Origin of the sequence: Paenibacillus litoralis (assembly GCF_046244365.1) — a bacterium.
Lineage (GTDB): Bacteria > Bacillota > Bacilli > Paenibacillales > NBRC-103111 > Paenibacillus_V.
Genome location: NZ_CP176395.1, coordinates 2,250,308 through 2,266,919, shown reverse-complemented (window position 1 = coordinate 2,266,919; position 16,612 = coordinate 2,250,308). Strand labels below are relative to the sequence as shown.

Here is a 16,612-nt window from a genome sequence, read left to right as displayed (position 1 = left end):
TCCCTCGTATATACTCGCTTCACTCCGTTCAAGCGGAACGAGCTCATTCGTTAGGTGTTCTCTCCCCAAGCTGAGCTGCCGCATTACGTAGAAAGACCCTACTCTAGACGAATAGGGTCTTTTTGCGTTATAGAGCTAGAAGGTCCGGGCAACTTCGCGCGCTTGTTGGATCGCCCTTCCTTTAATCTCCGGTGCTTGATCGGGATCCGTGGCCATGCCTTCTACAAAAATACGTTCGAAACTAGGAACTCCAAGGAACTCCATAATGATCTGCAAATGGCGATGGCCCATTTCCATGTCTGCGTCTACTGAGCCTGGAGACAAGAAACTTCCGCTAGCTTGAATGTGAACCGCTTTTTTATCGCTCAACAAGCCGACTCGACCTTTACCCGGAATATATTTGAAGGTTTTGCCCGGTATGCAAACGGAGTCGATATACGCTTTCATAACGGGCGGATAGGAATAATTCCATGTCGGACTTACCCATATATATTTATCCGCAGCAACGAATTGATCTGCCAATTCACCGATACGACCGACCTTCGCTTTCTCTGCATCGGTCAAATCTTGAAAAGGAGAACCTGCCCCCAGTTTGCCCCAACCGCTAAAAACATCGGCATCAAGCTGCGGAATGTCCATTCGATAGAGATCTAGTTGCACAACTTCATCTTTAGGATTTACGGAGTGGTATGCTTGTATGAATTCTTTCCCTACTGCCATACTATAAGACGTTTCATGATCGCTCGGATGTGCGGTGATATATAATACTTTAGCCATAATTACATTACCTCCAATTCATTATCGGGAAAAACAAAAGCGAAGAGCGCCCTTATTCGGATAGGATCATAGCGGGCATATCATTCTGGACTTCATGGGAAACACTCCTTCATTTTGGTAATCGGTGCCGAAGATTCGACCTTTCACTACGATGACGGATCAAAACTCGCGAGTGTGACATGCAGCGGGAAAATGAACAAATATTAGGCGCCTTGTCACATCTGCTGACTTTCATTCGTCAGTATCTATAAGACCAATTTTATATTTATGAAGGAATGGGAACGATGAGCGAATATACAGGTTTGGCGGAGCGATTCGAAACGCACCGGAATCATCTGCAGGCGGTGGCGTATCGAATGCTTGGATCATTGAGCGAGGCGGAGGATGCGGTGCAGGAATCTTGGCTGCGTCTCAACCGTTCGGATACGAGCGATATCGGGAACCTAGGGGGATGGCTGACCACAGTCGTTTCGCGGGTGTGTCTCGACATGCTGCGGTCACGAAAATCAAGATGCGAAGAATCGATAGAAACGGCCTTGCCCGAGAAGCTCGCGAGTAATAAGGAGGGAAGCGATCCCGAAAAAGAAGCGCTGCTCGCTGAATCAGTCGGTCTCGCGCTGCTGGTCGTGCTCGACACTCTGAATCCTGCGGAGCGCGTCACGTTCGTGCTGCACGATATATTCGCCATGTCCTTTACCGAAATTGCTCCTATTACGGGAAAATCCGAGGTCGCTCTAAGACAACTGGCAAGCCGTGCCCGCCGCCGGGTGCAGGGAGCGGGGAAGGTAGCGGGGTCTTTGACCGATCTTGCTCGTAACCGGAAAATTATCGATGCTTTCCTCGCCGCGGCGCACGCCGGTGATTTCGATAAGCTGGTAGCAGCGCTCGATCCGGACGTTGTGCTCCGGGACGATCGCCAGACAGGAGCCTCAAGAGTGACTCGAGGCGCGATAGCTCTGGCCAAACAAGTTTCGGGACGTGCTCAAGCTGCACAATCGGCTCTCGTGAACGGATCAGTAGGGGTCATCGCGGCTCCGCGCGGAAGACTGGCCTACGTACTCCAATTTACAATCAGGAACGGAAAAATCACCGAGGTCGACTTGATATCCGACCCCTCACGTATACGCCGGCTCGACTTGGCGGTGTTAGGCGATTGATCATCCTTCAAGTGCATTAAGGTATCCTGCAGCCCCCTTCATGCGGACGAACCTGAGGGGCCCACTCCCCCTTCAGAACCCTTGCAAACAAAAAACACGCCATGCAGGCGTGTTTTTTTTTATATTTGGTGGAGCCTGGGGGGATGTATGAATCTTGATTTAACTTGCTGACGATGCTGATTCGCCGAAGCATCTATTCTTTACTTCATGGCTAGTCAAAGGGCTTATTGGAATGGACTGGTAAGCCAGAAAATATGGACTGCTTGATTATCGTATTTATGGATGTACTCATTAACTCCAATGACTGCTATACTTACGAAAATAATTCATCTGCGTTACTAATATTTCCATGGCCTGATTATAGGGGTTGTCGCTCGAGAAGCAGAAAGAAAGCAGAACGAACATGGACCATTACCCCTTTTCCAGATCAGCGTTGTGAATTTCCGCTTGATTGAATGTCGCTTTACCGGATTGACAATGATGCCTATTCTTTTAACGGACCTTGCCCTCCGTTGGAGCATAATCAGGTGATCCTCTAGGTTGGTCCGACCAAGCGTGCGTAGCAAACCCGGTTTACCCCCTTTCGGATCTCCATTTAGTAAAAAACGTAGCCATCGAAATGGTATTCTAGGCAAACCAAAACAGAAAAACCACTCCGCATGAAGTGGTTTTTCTGTTTTGGCGGGAGCCTGGGGGATGTATGAATCTCGATTTAACTTGCTGACGAAGCTGACTCGCCGAAGTAGATCGCGGCGGTAGATTCAGACGCCGTTTTCGCCCCCCACAAAGTGACGCAAAGCTTCGAAGTTTATTCCGATTACTTTGCGGGACCCCAAGAGCACGCCGTCCGCGCGGGACGAACCCGCCAGGGGGTTCTCCCCGGTCCCGATCAGCTTTCTGCTTTTCTGATTCTTTACTGATTTCTTATCGCGATTAACAACCGGAACAAGTTCTTGGACTGTTGATGCTTTCTGATGGATGGGACGGTATGTTACCCCGATATTCTGTCGACAAACTGGAAGCTGTACTCGAACACTTTTTCCGGCTTGTCGGACTTCGCATAAACAGAAGGCGTCATCCCGGTAAACTTCTTGAAATCCTTAGAGAAGTAATGAATGCTGCTGTAACCGAGATACTCCGCAATTTCTGTAAAGCTGTATTTGCCTTCCCGAATCAGCGCTTTTGCTTTCTCGATTTTATGCTTTTTCGTATACTCCATGACGCTGTATCCCGTGCTTTGCTTAAACAAAGTACTGATGCGGGATTTACTGTAGGAGAAAAATCTGCATATGTTTTCCATAGAAACATCTGACGTGTTGTTTTCAATGTATTCGATTATATTTTTAGAGATGTCCCCTTTAACAGTTTCTCTATGCCCCGAATATATCTTGTTGTCGATATCGAAAAATGTACCTCTGCGAAGAAGCCGGATCAGAAATATCTCAAAATAACTTGTTAGCAGTTGATCGCATCCAATTCCAGATTGTAAACGCTCCATGATCATATCCGTAACCATACGTCTTTCGTGTTCTCCCAGGGAGAAACATTTTGTTCGAAATGAATCTAAAGCTGTCGAGAAGCTAACAAAAGTAATTCTCAATACAGTCGTCCGCGAGCCTCCGCATACCGTCAAGGATTCTCCGGGCGATAGGAAAATCAGCTCCCCCTGCTGCAACCGTTTACCGGAAAGCGGCTCCTCGCTCTGAAGCTCCCCTTTCATCACGTAAATCATTCTCCAGCATGTTTCCCCGCTTTCCTTCAGGAACCTGTCATTCGAGACGTCCTTCGATTCGAATCTGGTAATGCTGCCGATCTCGATCACCTTCTTCATATTCGCCCCAAATGTCGTCATCCGATTTGCACCGCCTTTTCTTGATCGATTATTGGCTAATCGCATATCAAAAAAAATCAGTTCTACCCCAATACCTGCTTGTCGTTTAACAATCTTGCTCTCAGCTTGATATAATCAACATCCTGAACGGAACAATTATCTTCGATTGCTTGAACGGCCGCCGTTGCCGCCGATTGGCCAAGGATCATAAACACCGGCTCCATCCGGATCGAACCGAATGCGATATGGGATGCCGACAAGCATACGGGCACGAAAAGGTTTGAACATTCCCCGAGCTTCGGGACGATAGAGCGGTAGGAGATCGGGTACGGCGAAGCTGCCGGAATCTCTACATTGCCTTCGTTGACAACACGTCCTTCGATAACCAATCTGCGGCTGTTATGAGAATCCATTGTGTAGGCGGCGAGTCCGACCGGATCATTCACCTGCTCCAATTTTCTGCAATGATACTCCGTCATCACCACATCGGACACCATCCGTCTTGCTTCGCGAATATATAGCTGAGGCGTCCATAATCCCGTATCGGCATACTCGTCCGCCGGCAATCCCCACTGCTTCACTTCATCGCGAATGTGCGAAGGCACCCTTTCATCGTTGCTCAAAAAGTAAAGCATACCGAGATTGTACTGCAAGTGATCTTGAAAAATTTGCTCCCTCGTCTCATAGTCGCCATCCGGCCATTTATAGTTAGCGCCGATATGGTCGGTCGACACCGCCCCGTGATTGTTCAGATCGGTTTTGCCATTCGGCATTTGCACATGAAGCTTCATCGCATCCCAAACGCCTGAACGAATGTAGCGCAGCAGAAGCTCGAAGCGCTCCGGGCTGTACCCCGGCGGAGCCGGAAAGTCTATGCGATTGGCCGGCACGTTGGTCAAACAGATACGAAAGTTATAAGCCTGAACGCTTGCGTCCCCGCAGCCCTGGTAAAGCAAAGGACTTACGGCAATCCCCGGCAACAGGCCGCTATCCGGCTTGCCTTCGAAGATGTAAGGGTCGATCCAGGTCTTGAACATATGATGGGGCGAGCCGAATTGGACGCCGTTCAACGTCTCATTGTAGACCGTATTATTTTCTCGGCCTACATGATACGCCACTCCGGCACCGGCCATTAAATCGCCTTCGTAGGTGGCATCGATGAACATTTTGGCTTCGAAAATATTGCCGTTATGCATAACCAGCCGTGCGATTCGCCCGTTGTTCATTTCGACTCGAGCCAATTGCTGATGATAGTGTACGATGATTCCCGCTTCTTCAAGCCAATCCTGAAAGATCCGTTTCGCCACATGCGGTTCGAAGGTCCATTGCGTCCCATCCCCTTCCTGTTTACCGTAATGAGCTCCAACGAATTGATAAAATTCACGTGAAATACCGCCGATTGCCGCTTTATTGCCGATATCGGTTGCGCCCAAGCCGCCTGTCGTCAACCCGCCAAGATGGCCGCCGAACTCGGCGATGATAACTTTCGCCCCCATGCGATGAGCCTGGATCGCTGCGGCAATACCCGCCGACGTGCCCCCGTAGATGCATAAATCGGCCTCTAACGTCTGCTGGGGAAACGGGTTAGGAGGCTGCGGAACGTAATAATGGATCTTTTGAAAATCGATCATAGGGTTCTCTCCTTAAATGAACATGTATTTTATTCTATTATATAGTGAGGATAATTACATTTTTAGTTGTATTTTAGTTTCACATTTAATATTATTATTGTTACATGAATTGTTTCATTTAATGAGGAGGAAAGGCAAATGCCTTATAAAAAAAACGTCACTTTGCGTGATTTGGCGGCCAAACTAGGCTTAACCGTCCATACCGTATCGAAGGCATTGAGAGGAATGCCCGGCATGTCCGAAGAGACTCGTCACGCCGTAATTGAAACGGCTCGTAAGATGGGTTACCGTACTAAAGATCAGGAGCGCAGCCTTGCAATGGAACACATTCCTCTTTTTTCATCCAAGCAGCACCGTTTCAAGCTGATCTTCCCGATCCGGCTGGGCTCCGCTCTCAATCATCTTATACTAAGCGGAATTCAAGAGAAATTAAGCGAATATGGACATGTTGTGGAAACGATCATCATCCCGGATACGATTGTGAATCGGGAGCTGTTCGATAATTGGACGGAAGAAAACAACTTAATGTATGCAGACGGCATTTTCATAACTCCATTGATCGAAACGCATCAGGAGAGCATGATCCTTTCCCTACCGATTCCTCGAATCGTGATCAACTTTCCACCGCCTGCCGCACAGGCCGACAGCGTCGTTTGGGATGTCGGCACGGCCGTCCACCTTTCCGTCCAGTACCTGCTATCGATGGGGCACAGAAACATCATGTATATCGGAAATATTCAAGATTACCGGGGATTTCGCCTGCGGTGGCAGGCGTTTGTCGAAGCCATGGAGGAAGCAGGGATACAAGTTGATCCAGAGAATCACGTAACGGACAAAGTACAAAATAAACGGGATTGGATCGATAGCACGGCACGGAAACTGGAACTATATAAGCCGACCGCTATTTTGTGCGCGCTTGGCTACGATCCGGCATGGATCTATCACACATGCAGTTTGCTCGGCAAGCGGATTCCGGAGGATTACTCTTTAATTAGCTTCGCACATAATGAAAACGAATTTTTGACCGAGTTGACGCGGCCGATTTTTCTGATTAGGGAAGCAGGTATCCGGGCAGCGGAAAAGATGTTGTGGAGGCTGGCGAACCCGCACTTGCAGTATGAGCACATTTTCCTGCAGGGCGGTCTGTTCGAAGGAGGCACTGTGAAACGCATATGATATGACATGCTGACTCTGATTTTGAAATATGTATGAATGAATGAAAACAAACCTCCACCCGCTTCAAACAGGGGTGGAGGTTTGTTCGACTTTAAAAGCAAACGGCTACGTCGTCCTAATGATTCGCCAGTTTATCCCCTTCTCGTCAAGAGCCCAAGGTCGTCATTGTCTTCCATATCGCCGACGTTGCGCTCGATTCGATGCATACCCACTCCAGTACGGAACCCGGTACGGGTTTACGCAGCCGGAAAATATCATTGACCAGTCCAGGCACGGAACGACCCGCAGGCGGCTGATCTCCTACAATGACCCTTCCTCCGAGAAAGGCGTTATTCGCTAAATTGTATCGGGTCCTAAACACGTTCTTGCTTTCTTCAAATAGACAATTTTTAGTGATCAGCTTGGTCGTGGACTGATAGGAGCCAAAATCGAACAATGCTGCTCCGTTATTAACCGTTAAACCGTCGATCGTTACATCCAGGTTGAATCCGCCGTCCGTACTGTTCAGATAAAAACCGGTATCCGCATCGATTGTCGAATTTTTTACGACTAATGTGCCGCCTTTCGCCATGTAGAGACCATAATCAAACCCTTTCGCAATGTGACAGCCATCCAGTACGATCTGGTTGTTATTCTCCAGCTTGTCGGCTACGAAGTAAACGGCATATACGGTGTCCCCCTCTTGAATCGAGGAATGGAGCTTGAAATCGCAATCATAAAACTTGATCCTGCAGTCTTTCCGGAAAAACGGATGGAAATGCACGCAGGCAACCGTTCGCGGAGATCCGGCAGCGGCACGCGAAGCGTCGGCAACGAAGGTACAGTTTTCAAAGGTAACGTCAGCTGCCGCTATGATGCGGTCTGCCACATCTGTTTTGACGCCTATATGAAAGACGGAATTGGATATTTTCACCGTAGACTTGTCGGCATACAGATTAAATAACGGCCTACTTACGATGATGTTATTGCCAACGAAGGTGGAGCCGCCTTTGATCGCAACATCAAACTCGCCGTCAGGCAAAAACAGATTGTCCACCATAATATCGACTGCATACGATTGTTCGTATCCATAACCGTCAACTTCCACATCAATTCCGGTAGAGTGAACGGACCCATGCGCTTTAAAATTCGTCACTTCTACATCGGTATAGCCTCCGGTAACGACCACGCCTCCGCGAAAACAGTTTTCCGCCGTACAATTCGAGATTTTGGCAGAAACCGTGTTATAGACACTGATCGCATCGGCAACGCCGTCTTTGAAATGACAATCCTCTACCCATACGCAGAGTCTCCCTTTGCTTGTGCGGCTCCCCATTACGAAAATAAGATGTGCCTGCTCAAGCTGATAGCGGTCGTAATCCCCTTGATTTTGGCGATTCCCGTCGATCGTCAGTCCTCTGAATATGAGCGGCGGCGAATTTTCCAGCCCTATGTACGCATTAGCTGTCGGCGTTGTGAACGTTCGCGTCCATTTCCCCTGATTCGGCAACCGTTTCACGATAGCACCATATCCTTCGAACGTCAGCCCCCATTGCACGTTTAACGTCGATACCATGTAAGTGCGTCCGGGCGGAAACCAGACAACGCCCCCTCCCGCAGCCACCGCAGCATCGATGGCCTTTTGGATGGTTGCCGTATCATCGGTCGCTTCGTCACCTGCAGCGCCGAAATGAACCGGATTATAAACATCCGTATTTTCTGGAATAATCTTCCCGTTTCCTCCGAAAACCGCATAAAGCCCCGCTTCGATCGGACCTTGAATCGTAATCGTCACGCCCGCATCGGGAGAAAGCAGCGCCCCTTTATCCAGAATCAGCCTGATATGATCCGGAAAAACGAGATCCGCACCAAACCGGTATTGTCCTGCCGGAAAATACAGCGTACTCTCCCGTCCGGATATCCGATTCGTTATAAGCGCGGACAGCGCAGCAGCATCGTCAGTCACGCCATCTCCCTTTACATGATAATCCTGCACATCATACCACCGTACTTTAATCGAGGGGCTCGAGTTCGGATTCGGTCCAAGCTGGCCGCCTCCGTGCCCTCCTCCATAAACGGAATCCTGGACAGAGCCCTGCCCTCCCATCGCATTCGCTGAAATCCCTCTTAACATTCCGAGCGAGACCATTGCAGCTCCAGCACCGCCAATCGTAGCAAGCAGCTTCCGTCGACTGATTCCCGTTTCCCGCTCTTCATTGTTACGATCCTGCGCATTCAGGTTGTCCATTGGCTCTTTCATCCCCTGCCACCTCATTTATCAAAATGGATTTGTAAAACCAACCGCTATCCTTTCACGGCGCCCACAAGCTGGCCGTGAATAAAATATTTCTGCACGAAAGGATAAATCGCGATAATCGGCAATACCGTAACCATCAATGCGGCCATTTTCAAGTTGTCGGGATGAATTTGCGGTTCGGAGGATACAAGCGATCTTTTCGTCTCATGATCGATAAGCGCAGAGTTCAGCAGAATATCCCTAAGCTGGTACTGCAAAGTCCACATCGACCTGTCGCGTATATAGATCAATACGTTGAACCACTCGTTCCAAAAGGCGACTGCGCTGAAAACAACGAATGCCATCGTCATCGGGAGAACAAGCGGCAGGATGATTTTGAACAAGATCCTCAATTCGCCTGCTCCGTCCATTTCGGCGGATTCCAGCAGTTCCTGCGGAAGCTGATTGATCGTATTGCGAAAGACGATGACATAAAAAATGTTAACGATAGCCGGCAGGATGAGCGCACCGTAAGTGTTGTACAAGCCGATCTTGTTCATCAGCAAATAGGTCGGGATTAACCCGCCGCTAAAAAACATCGGAATCATCAGAAAGACGAACACCGTACTTCTGCCAAGCAAATGTTTATGTGACAGCACGTAGCCCGCCGCCAATGAATTGATGATAACAAGAACCGTCTTCACGCCGGTCAGAAACACGGTATTCAACACCGACTGCATAAACTGCTTGCTGTTCACCAGCTTCACGTAGGAGTCGAATGTAAACTTCTTCGGCCATAACCCGATGCTTCCCGATGCAATCGCATCGTAGCTGCTGAACGATATAGCGAGAGCATTGACGAAAGGTACGATGATCGAGATGCAAAATACGGTCAGGAACAAATAATTAAAAATCTCGAAGAGCCTTCGCGATGCCGTTTTATATTCCATTACGCTATGTCCCCCTGCATTTAGTAAAGCCCCATTCCGACTAGCCTTTTGGATATTCGGTTCGCCGTAATCAGCATGAGAAATCCTAAAATTCCTTGCACTAATCCGATAGCCGTCGTTAGACTATACTCGGCTTTCACTAACCCCAGCCGGTATACATAGGTGCTGATGACCTCGGAAACCTCAAGTACGGTCGGGTTTTGCAAGGTGAAAATCCGTTCAAAACCGACCTCGAATAGGGATGAAATCCGCATTAGCAGCATCAAAACAATCATCGGCACCATAGCGGGAAGCGTAATGTGCCAAATCCGGCGAAGCCTCGTCGCGCCGTCGATCATAGCCGCCTCATACAAACTGGAATCGACGCCCGCGATGACGGCAAAATACAAAATAGCGGACCAGCCGACATTTTTCCATATATCCGCAAGGACCAAAATGCCCCGGAACAGCTTCTCTTCCGCCATGAAAAAAATCGGGTCGATTCCGAGCCCATCCAGCCATGCATTTACCATTCCCGTAGTTGGAGAGAGCATTTGATAGAATACCCCGGAAACGACGATCCAGGAAAGAAAATGCGGCAAATAGGAAATCGTTTGCGCAACGCGCTTAAACCACTTGCTCCATATTTCATTTACCAAGAGAGCAAATACGATCGGAGCTGTAAAACCGAATACAAGATCATAGAAATTAAGAATCAGCGTATTTTTGAGTACCTTCCAAAACGTATCGTCCTGTGCGAAATAGATAAAATGCTTGAACCCGACCCACGGACTTTCCGTAACGCCCAGAAAAGGCGAGAAATCTTGAAACGCAATAAGAACACCATACATCGGAATGTACTGAAACACGAAGAGCGTAAGAAAGGTCGGCGTAAATAATAAATACAAGGCGAAGAGCGTTTTCTTGTAAACCCGTTTTCCCCGTTTACGCGTTTTTATGGCATGATGACTTTCAACATTCGCATTCATTGCAGGCAATCCTCCCGTTCCCCTGTTCGACAAGGCAACCGTGCCGATCGCCGGAGCCTCGCAAGGCTCCCCGGCGATCGTACGGAATGGCTAAACCCGACTACCAATTCACTTCTTTCACACCGAATTTCTCTAACTTGTCTTTGTTTTTCTTCATGTAATCTGTATACTCGTCATAGATAAAGCCGAATTTTTTCGTAAACTCTTCGACCTTTTTATCGAACTCCGCCATGCTGATTTTCCCCATGATGGCTTCTACGGAAGCCTTCGAAATGAAAGCGTCCGCTTCGGACTTTTTCTTGACCGCCTCCGGCGTAAGCGTAACGAACGTTTCGAGCGAGGCGCCTTTCTGTATCGCCTGTTCCTGCAGCATTTTCATACCGTCAAGCTTTCTGGACAGCTCTTCCTTGCTCAAAAATTGCGCCGCTGCGGCTATATTGGATTCCACCCGGCCGTTAAATCCCCATACCAGCGCGAGATTAATCGCCCAATATTGTTTGCGCAGCGCTTCCGGTATAGGAACGCGCTTTCCGTCCTTCACTTCATAGGTTACGCCTTCTTTTCCCCAAAAGATGGCTTCCGACAGCTCATTCGAAGCGAATGCTTCGATCACCCGCCACGCGCGGTCCGGATCTTTGGACTGTTTGGAGATGTAAAGCCCGGATTCGCCGATCGGACTTCCCTTATACGGAAGAGCGTATTTGGGATCTTTCAGGACCGAAGGATATTTGGTCAATGCAGGCGACCACTGCCATTCGATAAATTCTGCATTTTTAGGCTTTGCCGCGGCCGACGGCACCAATTGATCGGAGCTTGTCATTTCGAACATCGTATTCTTCGTCGACTTTTTACTCGCATATCGGGTATTGTCATTTGTAGCGAATTCTTTGTCGAGAAGTCCTTCATCGTATAATTGCTTCATCAGCTCAATCGCCGCTTTATACTCGGGAAGCTGGAACGTGCTGACCACTTTGCCGTTCTGTACCCGATATTCGAAGGGCATCGCGCCGTGCCAGAAAAAGACCGTTTTGCCGCCCCCGCCGAACGCTCTCTCTCCTTCAAGTCGATTGGACAGAGGCACGGATTCGGGCTCCGCTTTTTTGAGCTTGCGCATCATTTCTACCCATTCCTCAATCGTTTGCGGCCATTTGCCCTCATTATACTTGACCAGCAGATCGTATCTGACTACGACTCCGCGTCCTTGCGGCTGGTTGGTCATGTTCATCGGGATCCGGTAATAGTGGCCGCTATCCGACTTTGCCAGCTCCATCATCTCCGGGGTGATCACTTTCTTGATCTTGTCCGATTTGTCGTAGTATTTCTTCAGATCGAGAAACGCGCCTTCATCTCCGCGTAAATCGGTAACTTTCGTATCCGTTCCGTGTACGATATCGGGAATGTTTCCGGAGGAAAGCATCAGATTGTACTTTGTCGTGAAGTCGGCATAGCTGGGGATCTCCACATCCAAATCGACGTTTGCCAAATTTTCCACAACGTTAATAAATTCGTTGTTGCTCGGGTCCGTGCCGTTTGGCACCGGAACGCCGGAATCGCTCATAAACAGCTTTAGCTTGATTCGTTCTTCCGGCTTGTTCGTCTCCTGCTTCCCCGCCGTCGAAGCGGTTCCTCCTCCTTGATTCCCGGCACAACCCGAAACCGCAACCGTCAATCCCAACCCAGCCAGCATATAAAACGGAAGTTTTCTTTTTTGATGCATGTCTATTTGACCTCCTTTTTTTTTCACAAAACCTATATGTCAGCGCTTACAATATGTGATCGCGATTATTGATAGCGATAACCGATTCGCTCCAGTAAAACAATCAAGTTTTTTCTCGCTTTCGCTATTCGCTCGTCGATTTCCTCCGCTAGAAGCGGCAAGCGGTTAGGAACATCCACTCGTTCTACGATCAATGGGCCGTTAAAATGAACGGATTGCAACGTCGTTAGCAGCCGACTAAAATCGATTTCGCCTTCGCCCGGCAACGGAAAGCTTGCATTCCCCCGCTCGCCGCAATGATCTTTCGTGACGAAGGAAATCGTTTCACCGGCGATCAGCGGGAAATCTGCAACAGGATCGATCCCTTCATAAAACCGGACATTGCCGGGGTCATAGCTCGCTTTAATAAAGGGGGAACCGATTTCAGCAATCGTTCGCTTCAATAGTTCCGCGCTTCCCGAATTGCCGGTATGCGGCTTTATACTTACTCGGACGCCATAACGTTCCGCTTCTTCGGCTACTCTGCGAAATTTGCTTGCGAACGCCCGGTTGATGACGTTCATTTCCGCTTCAGGGATCGGAATGTCCGGGAACATTCGATAACTTGACGTTCCAAGACTCAACAACTCGCCTATTCCAAGTAACTTAGCGAACTCCATCCTTCGGCGTGTCCGTTCAATAGGCTGATCGACACTCAATTGCTCCGTACTTACCAGCAGAACCGGCTCGAGCCGGTATTTCTCCAGTTGCAACCGTATACGAGCTGCGGCGTTTTCATCGGATTCATCCGGTAAAGAATGACCCTCATGGGGCAGACCAAAAGCGACATACCGGTAACCTGCAGCTGAAATACCTTGCAAGGCCCTTTCAAAGCTAAATCGCGAATAAGGCCAAGTTAAACAAGTCAATTGAAGCATTCCTATCTTCTCCTTCTGGTTGCCAATGACGGTTAGCCGTTACGCTGTAGCTTCATCTGCGGCGTACATAGACCAAATCGCTTCAAGCGAAAGCATCGCATTGTGCCCGTCCGTTTCCGGTTGCTTCCCCGATAAAATACATTCCAGAAAGTGATTTACTTCCCAAAGCATATTTCCGCCAATTTTCGGTTCTTCCGACTCTTCATTTTGGAACAAGATACTTCGGCCTTCAGCCGTAATCGCTTCCAGCTTCCCTCCGCTTAAGGAAATCAGTGCTTCTGGCGTATGAATGTGAAAGAGCGCCGGAGGGCTGGCAAACTTCATTCCCCAGCTGCAAACCAAATGAGCAAGCGCACCGCCTTCAAATTTCATAGTGCTGTGCGACGTCCCTTCCCCTTCCATCCATTCCGTTCCGTTACGCGTTCCGAGAAATGCGGTCTTGACCGGCTTGCCGAAAAGCCAGATAAGAAGGTCGATATAATGACAACCGTGACTGAACAACGACCCTCCACCCAGCGTTTGTTTGTCAGCAAACCAGGAGCCTGGTCTCGGCTGCAGATAGCTTTCGATCCAGCACGAAGCGTTGAACGGCTTACCGAATTGTTCGCTTTTAATAACCTCCTTCAGCCTCCGGAAAAGCGGCATGTATCGAAGAGGATATGCCATCATCAACGTGACTCCTTGCCGTTCCGCAGCTTCAAGTACCTTATGACAGTCTTCTCTAGAAGTGGCAAGCGGCTTTTCCAGCAAAACGTGTTTCCCCGCCGAAATCGCTTTCAATGTTTGTTCAGCGTGTAAATGATGAGGCGTACAAATACTTATCGCATCAACCTCATCCAAAATGGCCAACCAATCCGAAGCGTAACCGCAGTCCAGTTCCGCCGCTAGCTTTCGAGCCGCTTCCTCATTCAAATCGACCACATAACGCAAATCCGCATGTTCCGCCATTCGATACGCGTGGGCATGACTTTTTCCCAAGTTTAGCCCTACCACTGCCGTACGTATTTTAGCCAACTCATCTCCCCCTTTTTATCCTTTTGTTACAAAGTTATTTTAGCACTGCCAATTGTCAAAATCTTTGTACTCATATCGCGATTATTTATACTTTCTGCTTCTCCGGTTCGTTTGAATATCACCAAACCGGCAGCGGACTGATCTCTATCGAACGTCCTCCGTCACGCATCGATTCAGCCGCCGCACAACCTACCGCTACGCTCATCCTGCCTGCTATCGGGCAAGAAAGCGGCTCTTTGCCGAATTCGATCATATCGAGAAAATCGCTGCAAATAACCGGATCGGCTCCCGAATGAGTACCTGCAGAAGCTTTAATTTCATAGGTACGGTCTGCATATTCCCTCCAACTATTGGATCGGCGAGTCTTCACACGCACCAGCTTTTCCAATTCAAAGTTTTCCATCCGCCCCTCCGTGCCGATGAACGTGTAATTTCGATGATAATCCGGTGTAAAGTGACACTGCATATAAGAAGCTTTAATCCCTCCCTCCAGTTCCATAATGACCATATTATTATCTTCAACGTCCACCTCGCTCCTGAAGGCACACCGATCCTGCCCTTCATAAAATAATGCATCCTTGCAGGTGTCCCGTTCCTCACAGGCCGAACAAACTAGATCGTTAGAGCGACTTCCGCCGTAAACGTCCAAGCTCCCGAAAGCTGCCACTTTCTTCGTGTACTTCCCGGTTATCCAATGAATGATATCGATGTCATGCGATCCTTTTTGCAGCAATAGGGAATTACCGTTTTGCCGTGTCGAATGCCAATCATGATAATAATAATCGCCGCCGTGACCAACGAAGTGCCGTACCCATACCGCCTTTATTTCACCGATAGCGCCAGAGTCTGCAATCTCCTTCATCGTCCGGAACATATTCATATAACGCATATTAAAGCCGACCATCAGCTGTTTACCAGACGCTTTCCAAGCGTTCAGCACCCGATCGCACCCTTCTGTCGTAATCGTTAGCGGCTTCTCGCAGAACACATGCTTACCCGCCTGCAAAGCGGCAATGGCGTGCTCCTCATGGCAATAATCGGGCGATGTTACGGCAATCGCATCGATATCCTCCCGCGTTAGCAGCTCCCTATAATCGTCCGTCACAAACGCCTCACCGTTTACATTTTCCTTGAAGCGCTCCAAACGAAGATGGTTCAGATCAGCGACTCCTACAATGACTGACCGTCCATTAGGCTTATGCCAATAGTTTGCCAAAACACTCCTGTTTCCGAGTCCGATCATACCGATTCTAATTGGCTTCATACGACTTGCAGCCACTTTAAATCCCTCCCAAATGTTAACTATGAAACGATTCGTAGTTTATTATAGCTTCATTGAAGGGCCGCTTCTTTGTCATTTCATCATGACTTTTTGTTATTTTTAGCCTATACCGCCTCATACACTCCCAGTAGAGGTGATCGGATGATTGCGCCTCATCCAACGAATTGACCGCACATAAATAAAGCTCCATCTCAATAAGGACAAGGCTTTGGGTCTTATACCAGCTTGCATGACCGCTGGCTAGCATACTGAAGCAGACGACCCGGTCTTCTCATCCGGTACGGGAATCCCCTGCATGACGTGCGTCGCGGAGTCGCTTCACCATGAAAAAACCGGCAAAAGCAGCATCGCTTTTACCGGTGAGTCATCCTAATTCCATTTAATAATTCTGCCGAAAGGGTTTGGCTATCAGCAGCGGCGATAGGTTCTATAATCTGTCGGCGAATATTTCCACTCCGTCGAATCAATCAGTCTGTACATAATTCCGTCCAACACCACCTCACTGTAACCGCCATTCATCGTTACGATGTTTACCTGCCACGGTTTCCGGCCTTTAATATTCAAATTCTCTTCTGGCTCCGCTGCCGAAGCAAGGGCTTGCCTGAGCAGTCGGTCCCACTTCTCGGAATCATTCATGGGGACTCAACCTCCAATATCTTTTTCATGACCCTTCGGGCCTGGTAAAGCCTGCTTTTAACTGTACCCGGCGGAATCCACAATGCCGACGCTATCTCATCGACGGACATGCGGCTCTTCGGGGAGGTAGCTCAAACAATAAAAACGTATTTCGTGCAGAGGGCAACCATATAACGGTACGTTCACTCATCAGCGAGAATCTCAACCGACATGGATTTAACCGGAGGTCGGCACCAAATAAAAACGCAACCTTTATTAGGTTGCGTGTAATGTCTTATTTGGTGGAGCCTAGGGGGATGTATGAATCTCGATTTAACCTGCTGACGAAGCTGACTCGCCCA

14 protein-coding genes are annotated in these 16,612 nt (G+C 48.7%); 2 read left to right on the top strand and 12 right to left on the bottom strand.

Features of this window, described 5'->3' with window-relative positions:
- Window positions 1-135: 135 nt before the first annotated feature.
- Window positions 136-777, bottom strand: a complete 642-nt coding sequence (locus ACKGJP_RS09215; RefSeq protein ID WP_409345364.1) for an NAD(P)H-dependent oxidoreductase — start codon at window positions 775-777, stop codon at window positions 136-138.
- A 284-nt stretch (window positions 778-1,061) separates the two neighbouring features.
- Between ACKGJP_RS09215 and ACKGJP_RS09210 the strand changes: the two genes are divergently transcribed.
- Window positions 1,062-1,934, top strand: a complete 873-nt coding sequence (locus ACKGJP_RS09210) for a sigma-70 family RNA polymerase sigma factor (RefSeq protein WP_409345363.1) — start codon at window positions 1,062-1,064, stop codon at window positions 1,932-1,934.
- A gap of 991 nt (window positions 1,935-2,925) precedes the next feature.
- Here the strand turns inward: ACKGJP_RS09210 and ACKGJP_RS09205 are convergent.
- Both ACKGJP_RS09205 and ACKGJP_RS09200 read right to left on the bottom strand, forming a co-directional pair.
- Window positions 2,926-3,654 carry a helix-turn-helix domain-containing protein gene (locus tag ACKGJP_RS09205; protein WP_409347110.1) on the bottom strand — a complete coding sequence of 243 codons (729 nt, stop codon included), beginning with the start codon at window positions 3,652-3,654 and terminating at the stop codon, window positions 2,926-2,928.
- A 194-nt stretch (window positions 3,655-3,848) separates the two neighbouring features.
- Window positions 3,849-5,396 (bottom strand): FAD-dependent oxidoreductase, encoded by a 1,548-nt coding sequence (locus tag ACKGJP_RS09200; RefSeq protein ID WP_409345362.1) that lies wholly within the window; start codon window positions 5,394-5,396, stop codon window positions 3,849-3,851.
- Between the two features lie 138 nt (window positions 5,397-5,534).
- On the opposite strand from ACKGJP_RS09200, the gene ACKGJP_RS09195 reads away from it, so the two are divergent.
- Window positions 5,535-6,572 carry a LacI family DNA-binding transcriptional regulator gene (locus tag ACKGJP_RS09195; RefSeq protein WP_409345361.1) on the top strand — a complete coding sequence of 346 codons (1,038 nt, stop codon included), beginning with the start codon at window positions 5,535-5,537 and terminating at the stop codon, window positions 6,570-6,572.
- A gap of 145 nt (window positions 6,573-6,717) precedes the next feature.
- On the opposite strand, the gene ACKGJP_RS09190 is transcribed toward ACKGJP_RS09195, so the two are convergent.
- From ACKGJP_RS09190 to ACKGJP_RS09150, 9 genes are all read right to left on the bottom strand, one after another.
- Entirely contained in the window at window positions 6,718-8,811 is a 2,094-nt protein-coding gene (locus ACKGJP_RS09190) for a glycosyl hydrolase family 28-related protein (protein ID WP_409345360.1), read from the bottom strand.
- A 44-nt stretch (window positions 8,812-8,855) separates the two neighbouring features.
- Complete coding sequence (locus ACKGJP_RS09185; RefSeq protein ID WP_409345359.1) at window positions 8,856-9,737, bottom strand: carbohydrate ABC transporter permease; 882 nt, start codon at window positions 9,735-9,737, stop codon at window positions 8,856-8,858.
- Window positions 9,738-9,757: 20 nt separating this feature from the next.
- On the bottom strand, window positions 9,758-10,705 hold the full coding sequence (locus tag ACKGJP_RS09180) for an ABC transporter permease (RefSeq protein ID WP_409345358.1): 948 nt from the start codon (window positions 10,703-10,705) through the stop codon (window positions 9,758-9,760).
- Between the two features lie 100 nt (window positions 10,706-10,805).
- Window positions 10,806-12,422 (bottom strand): extracellular solute-binding protein, encoded by a 1,617-nt coding sequence (locus tag ACKGJP_RS09175; RefSeq protein ID WP_409345357.1) that lies wholly within the window; start codon window positions 12,420-12,422, stop codon window positions 10,806-10,808.
- 65 nt (window positions 12,423-12,487) lie between these two features.
- Window positions 12,488-13,339: a sugar phosphate isomerase/epimerase family protein gene (locus tag ACKGJP_RS09170; protein WP_409345356.1), complete on the bottom strand. Its 852-nt coding sequence runs from the start codon at window positions 13,337-13,339 to the stop codon at window positions 12,488-12,490.
- 39 nt (window positions 13,340-13,378) lie between these two features.
- Window positions 13,379-14,353, bottom strand: coding sequence for a Gfo/Idh/MocA family protein (locus ACKGJP_RS09165; protein ID WP_409345355.1), 975 nt, complete (start codon window positions 14,351-14,353; stop codon window positions 13,379-13,381).
- Window positions 14,354-14,471: 118 nt separating this feature from the next.
- Entirely contained in the window at window positions 14,472-15,617 is a 1,146-nt protein-coding gene (locus ACKGJP_RS09160; protein ID WP_409347109.1) for a Gfo/Idh/MocA family protein, read from the bottom strand.
- A 426-nt stretch (window positions 15,618-16,043) separates the two neighbouring features.
- The gene (locus ACKGJP_RS09155) at window positions 16,044-16,271 is read right to left on the bottom strand and encodes a hypothetical protein (protein ID WP_409345354.1); all 228 of its coding nucleotides are present in this window, start codon (window positions 16,269-16,271) and stop codon (window positions 16,044-16,046) included.
- On the bottom strand, window positions 16,268-16,381 hold the full coding sequence (locus tag ACKGJP_RS09150; protein WP_409345353.1) for a sigma factor-like helix-turn-helix DNA-binding protein: 114 nt from the start codon (window positions 16,379-16,381) through the stop codon (window positions 16,268-16,270). The genes ACKGJP_RS09155 and ACKGJP_RS09150 overlap by 4 nt, the downstream gene beginning before the upstream one ends.
- Between the last annotated feature and the right edge of the window lie 231 nt (window positions 16,382-16,612).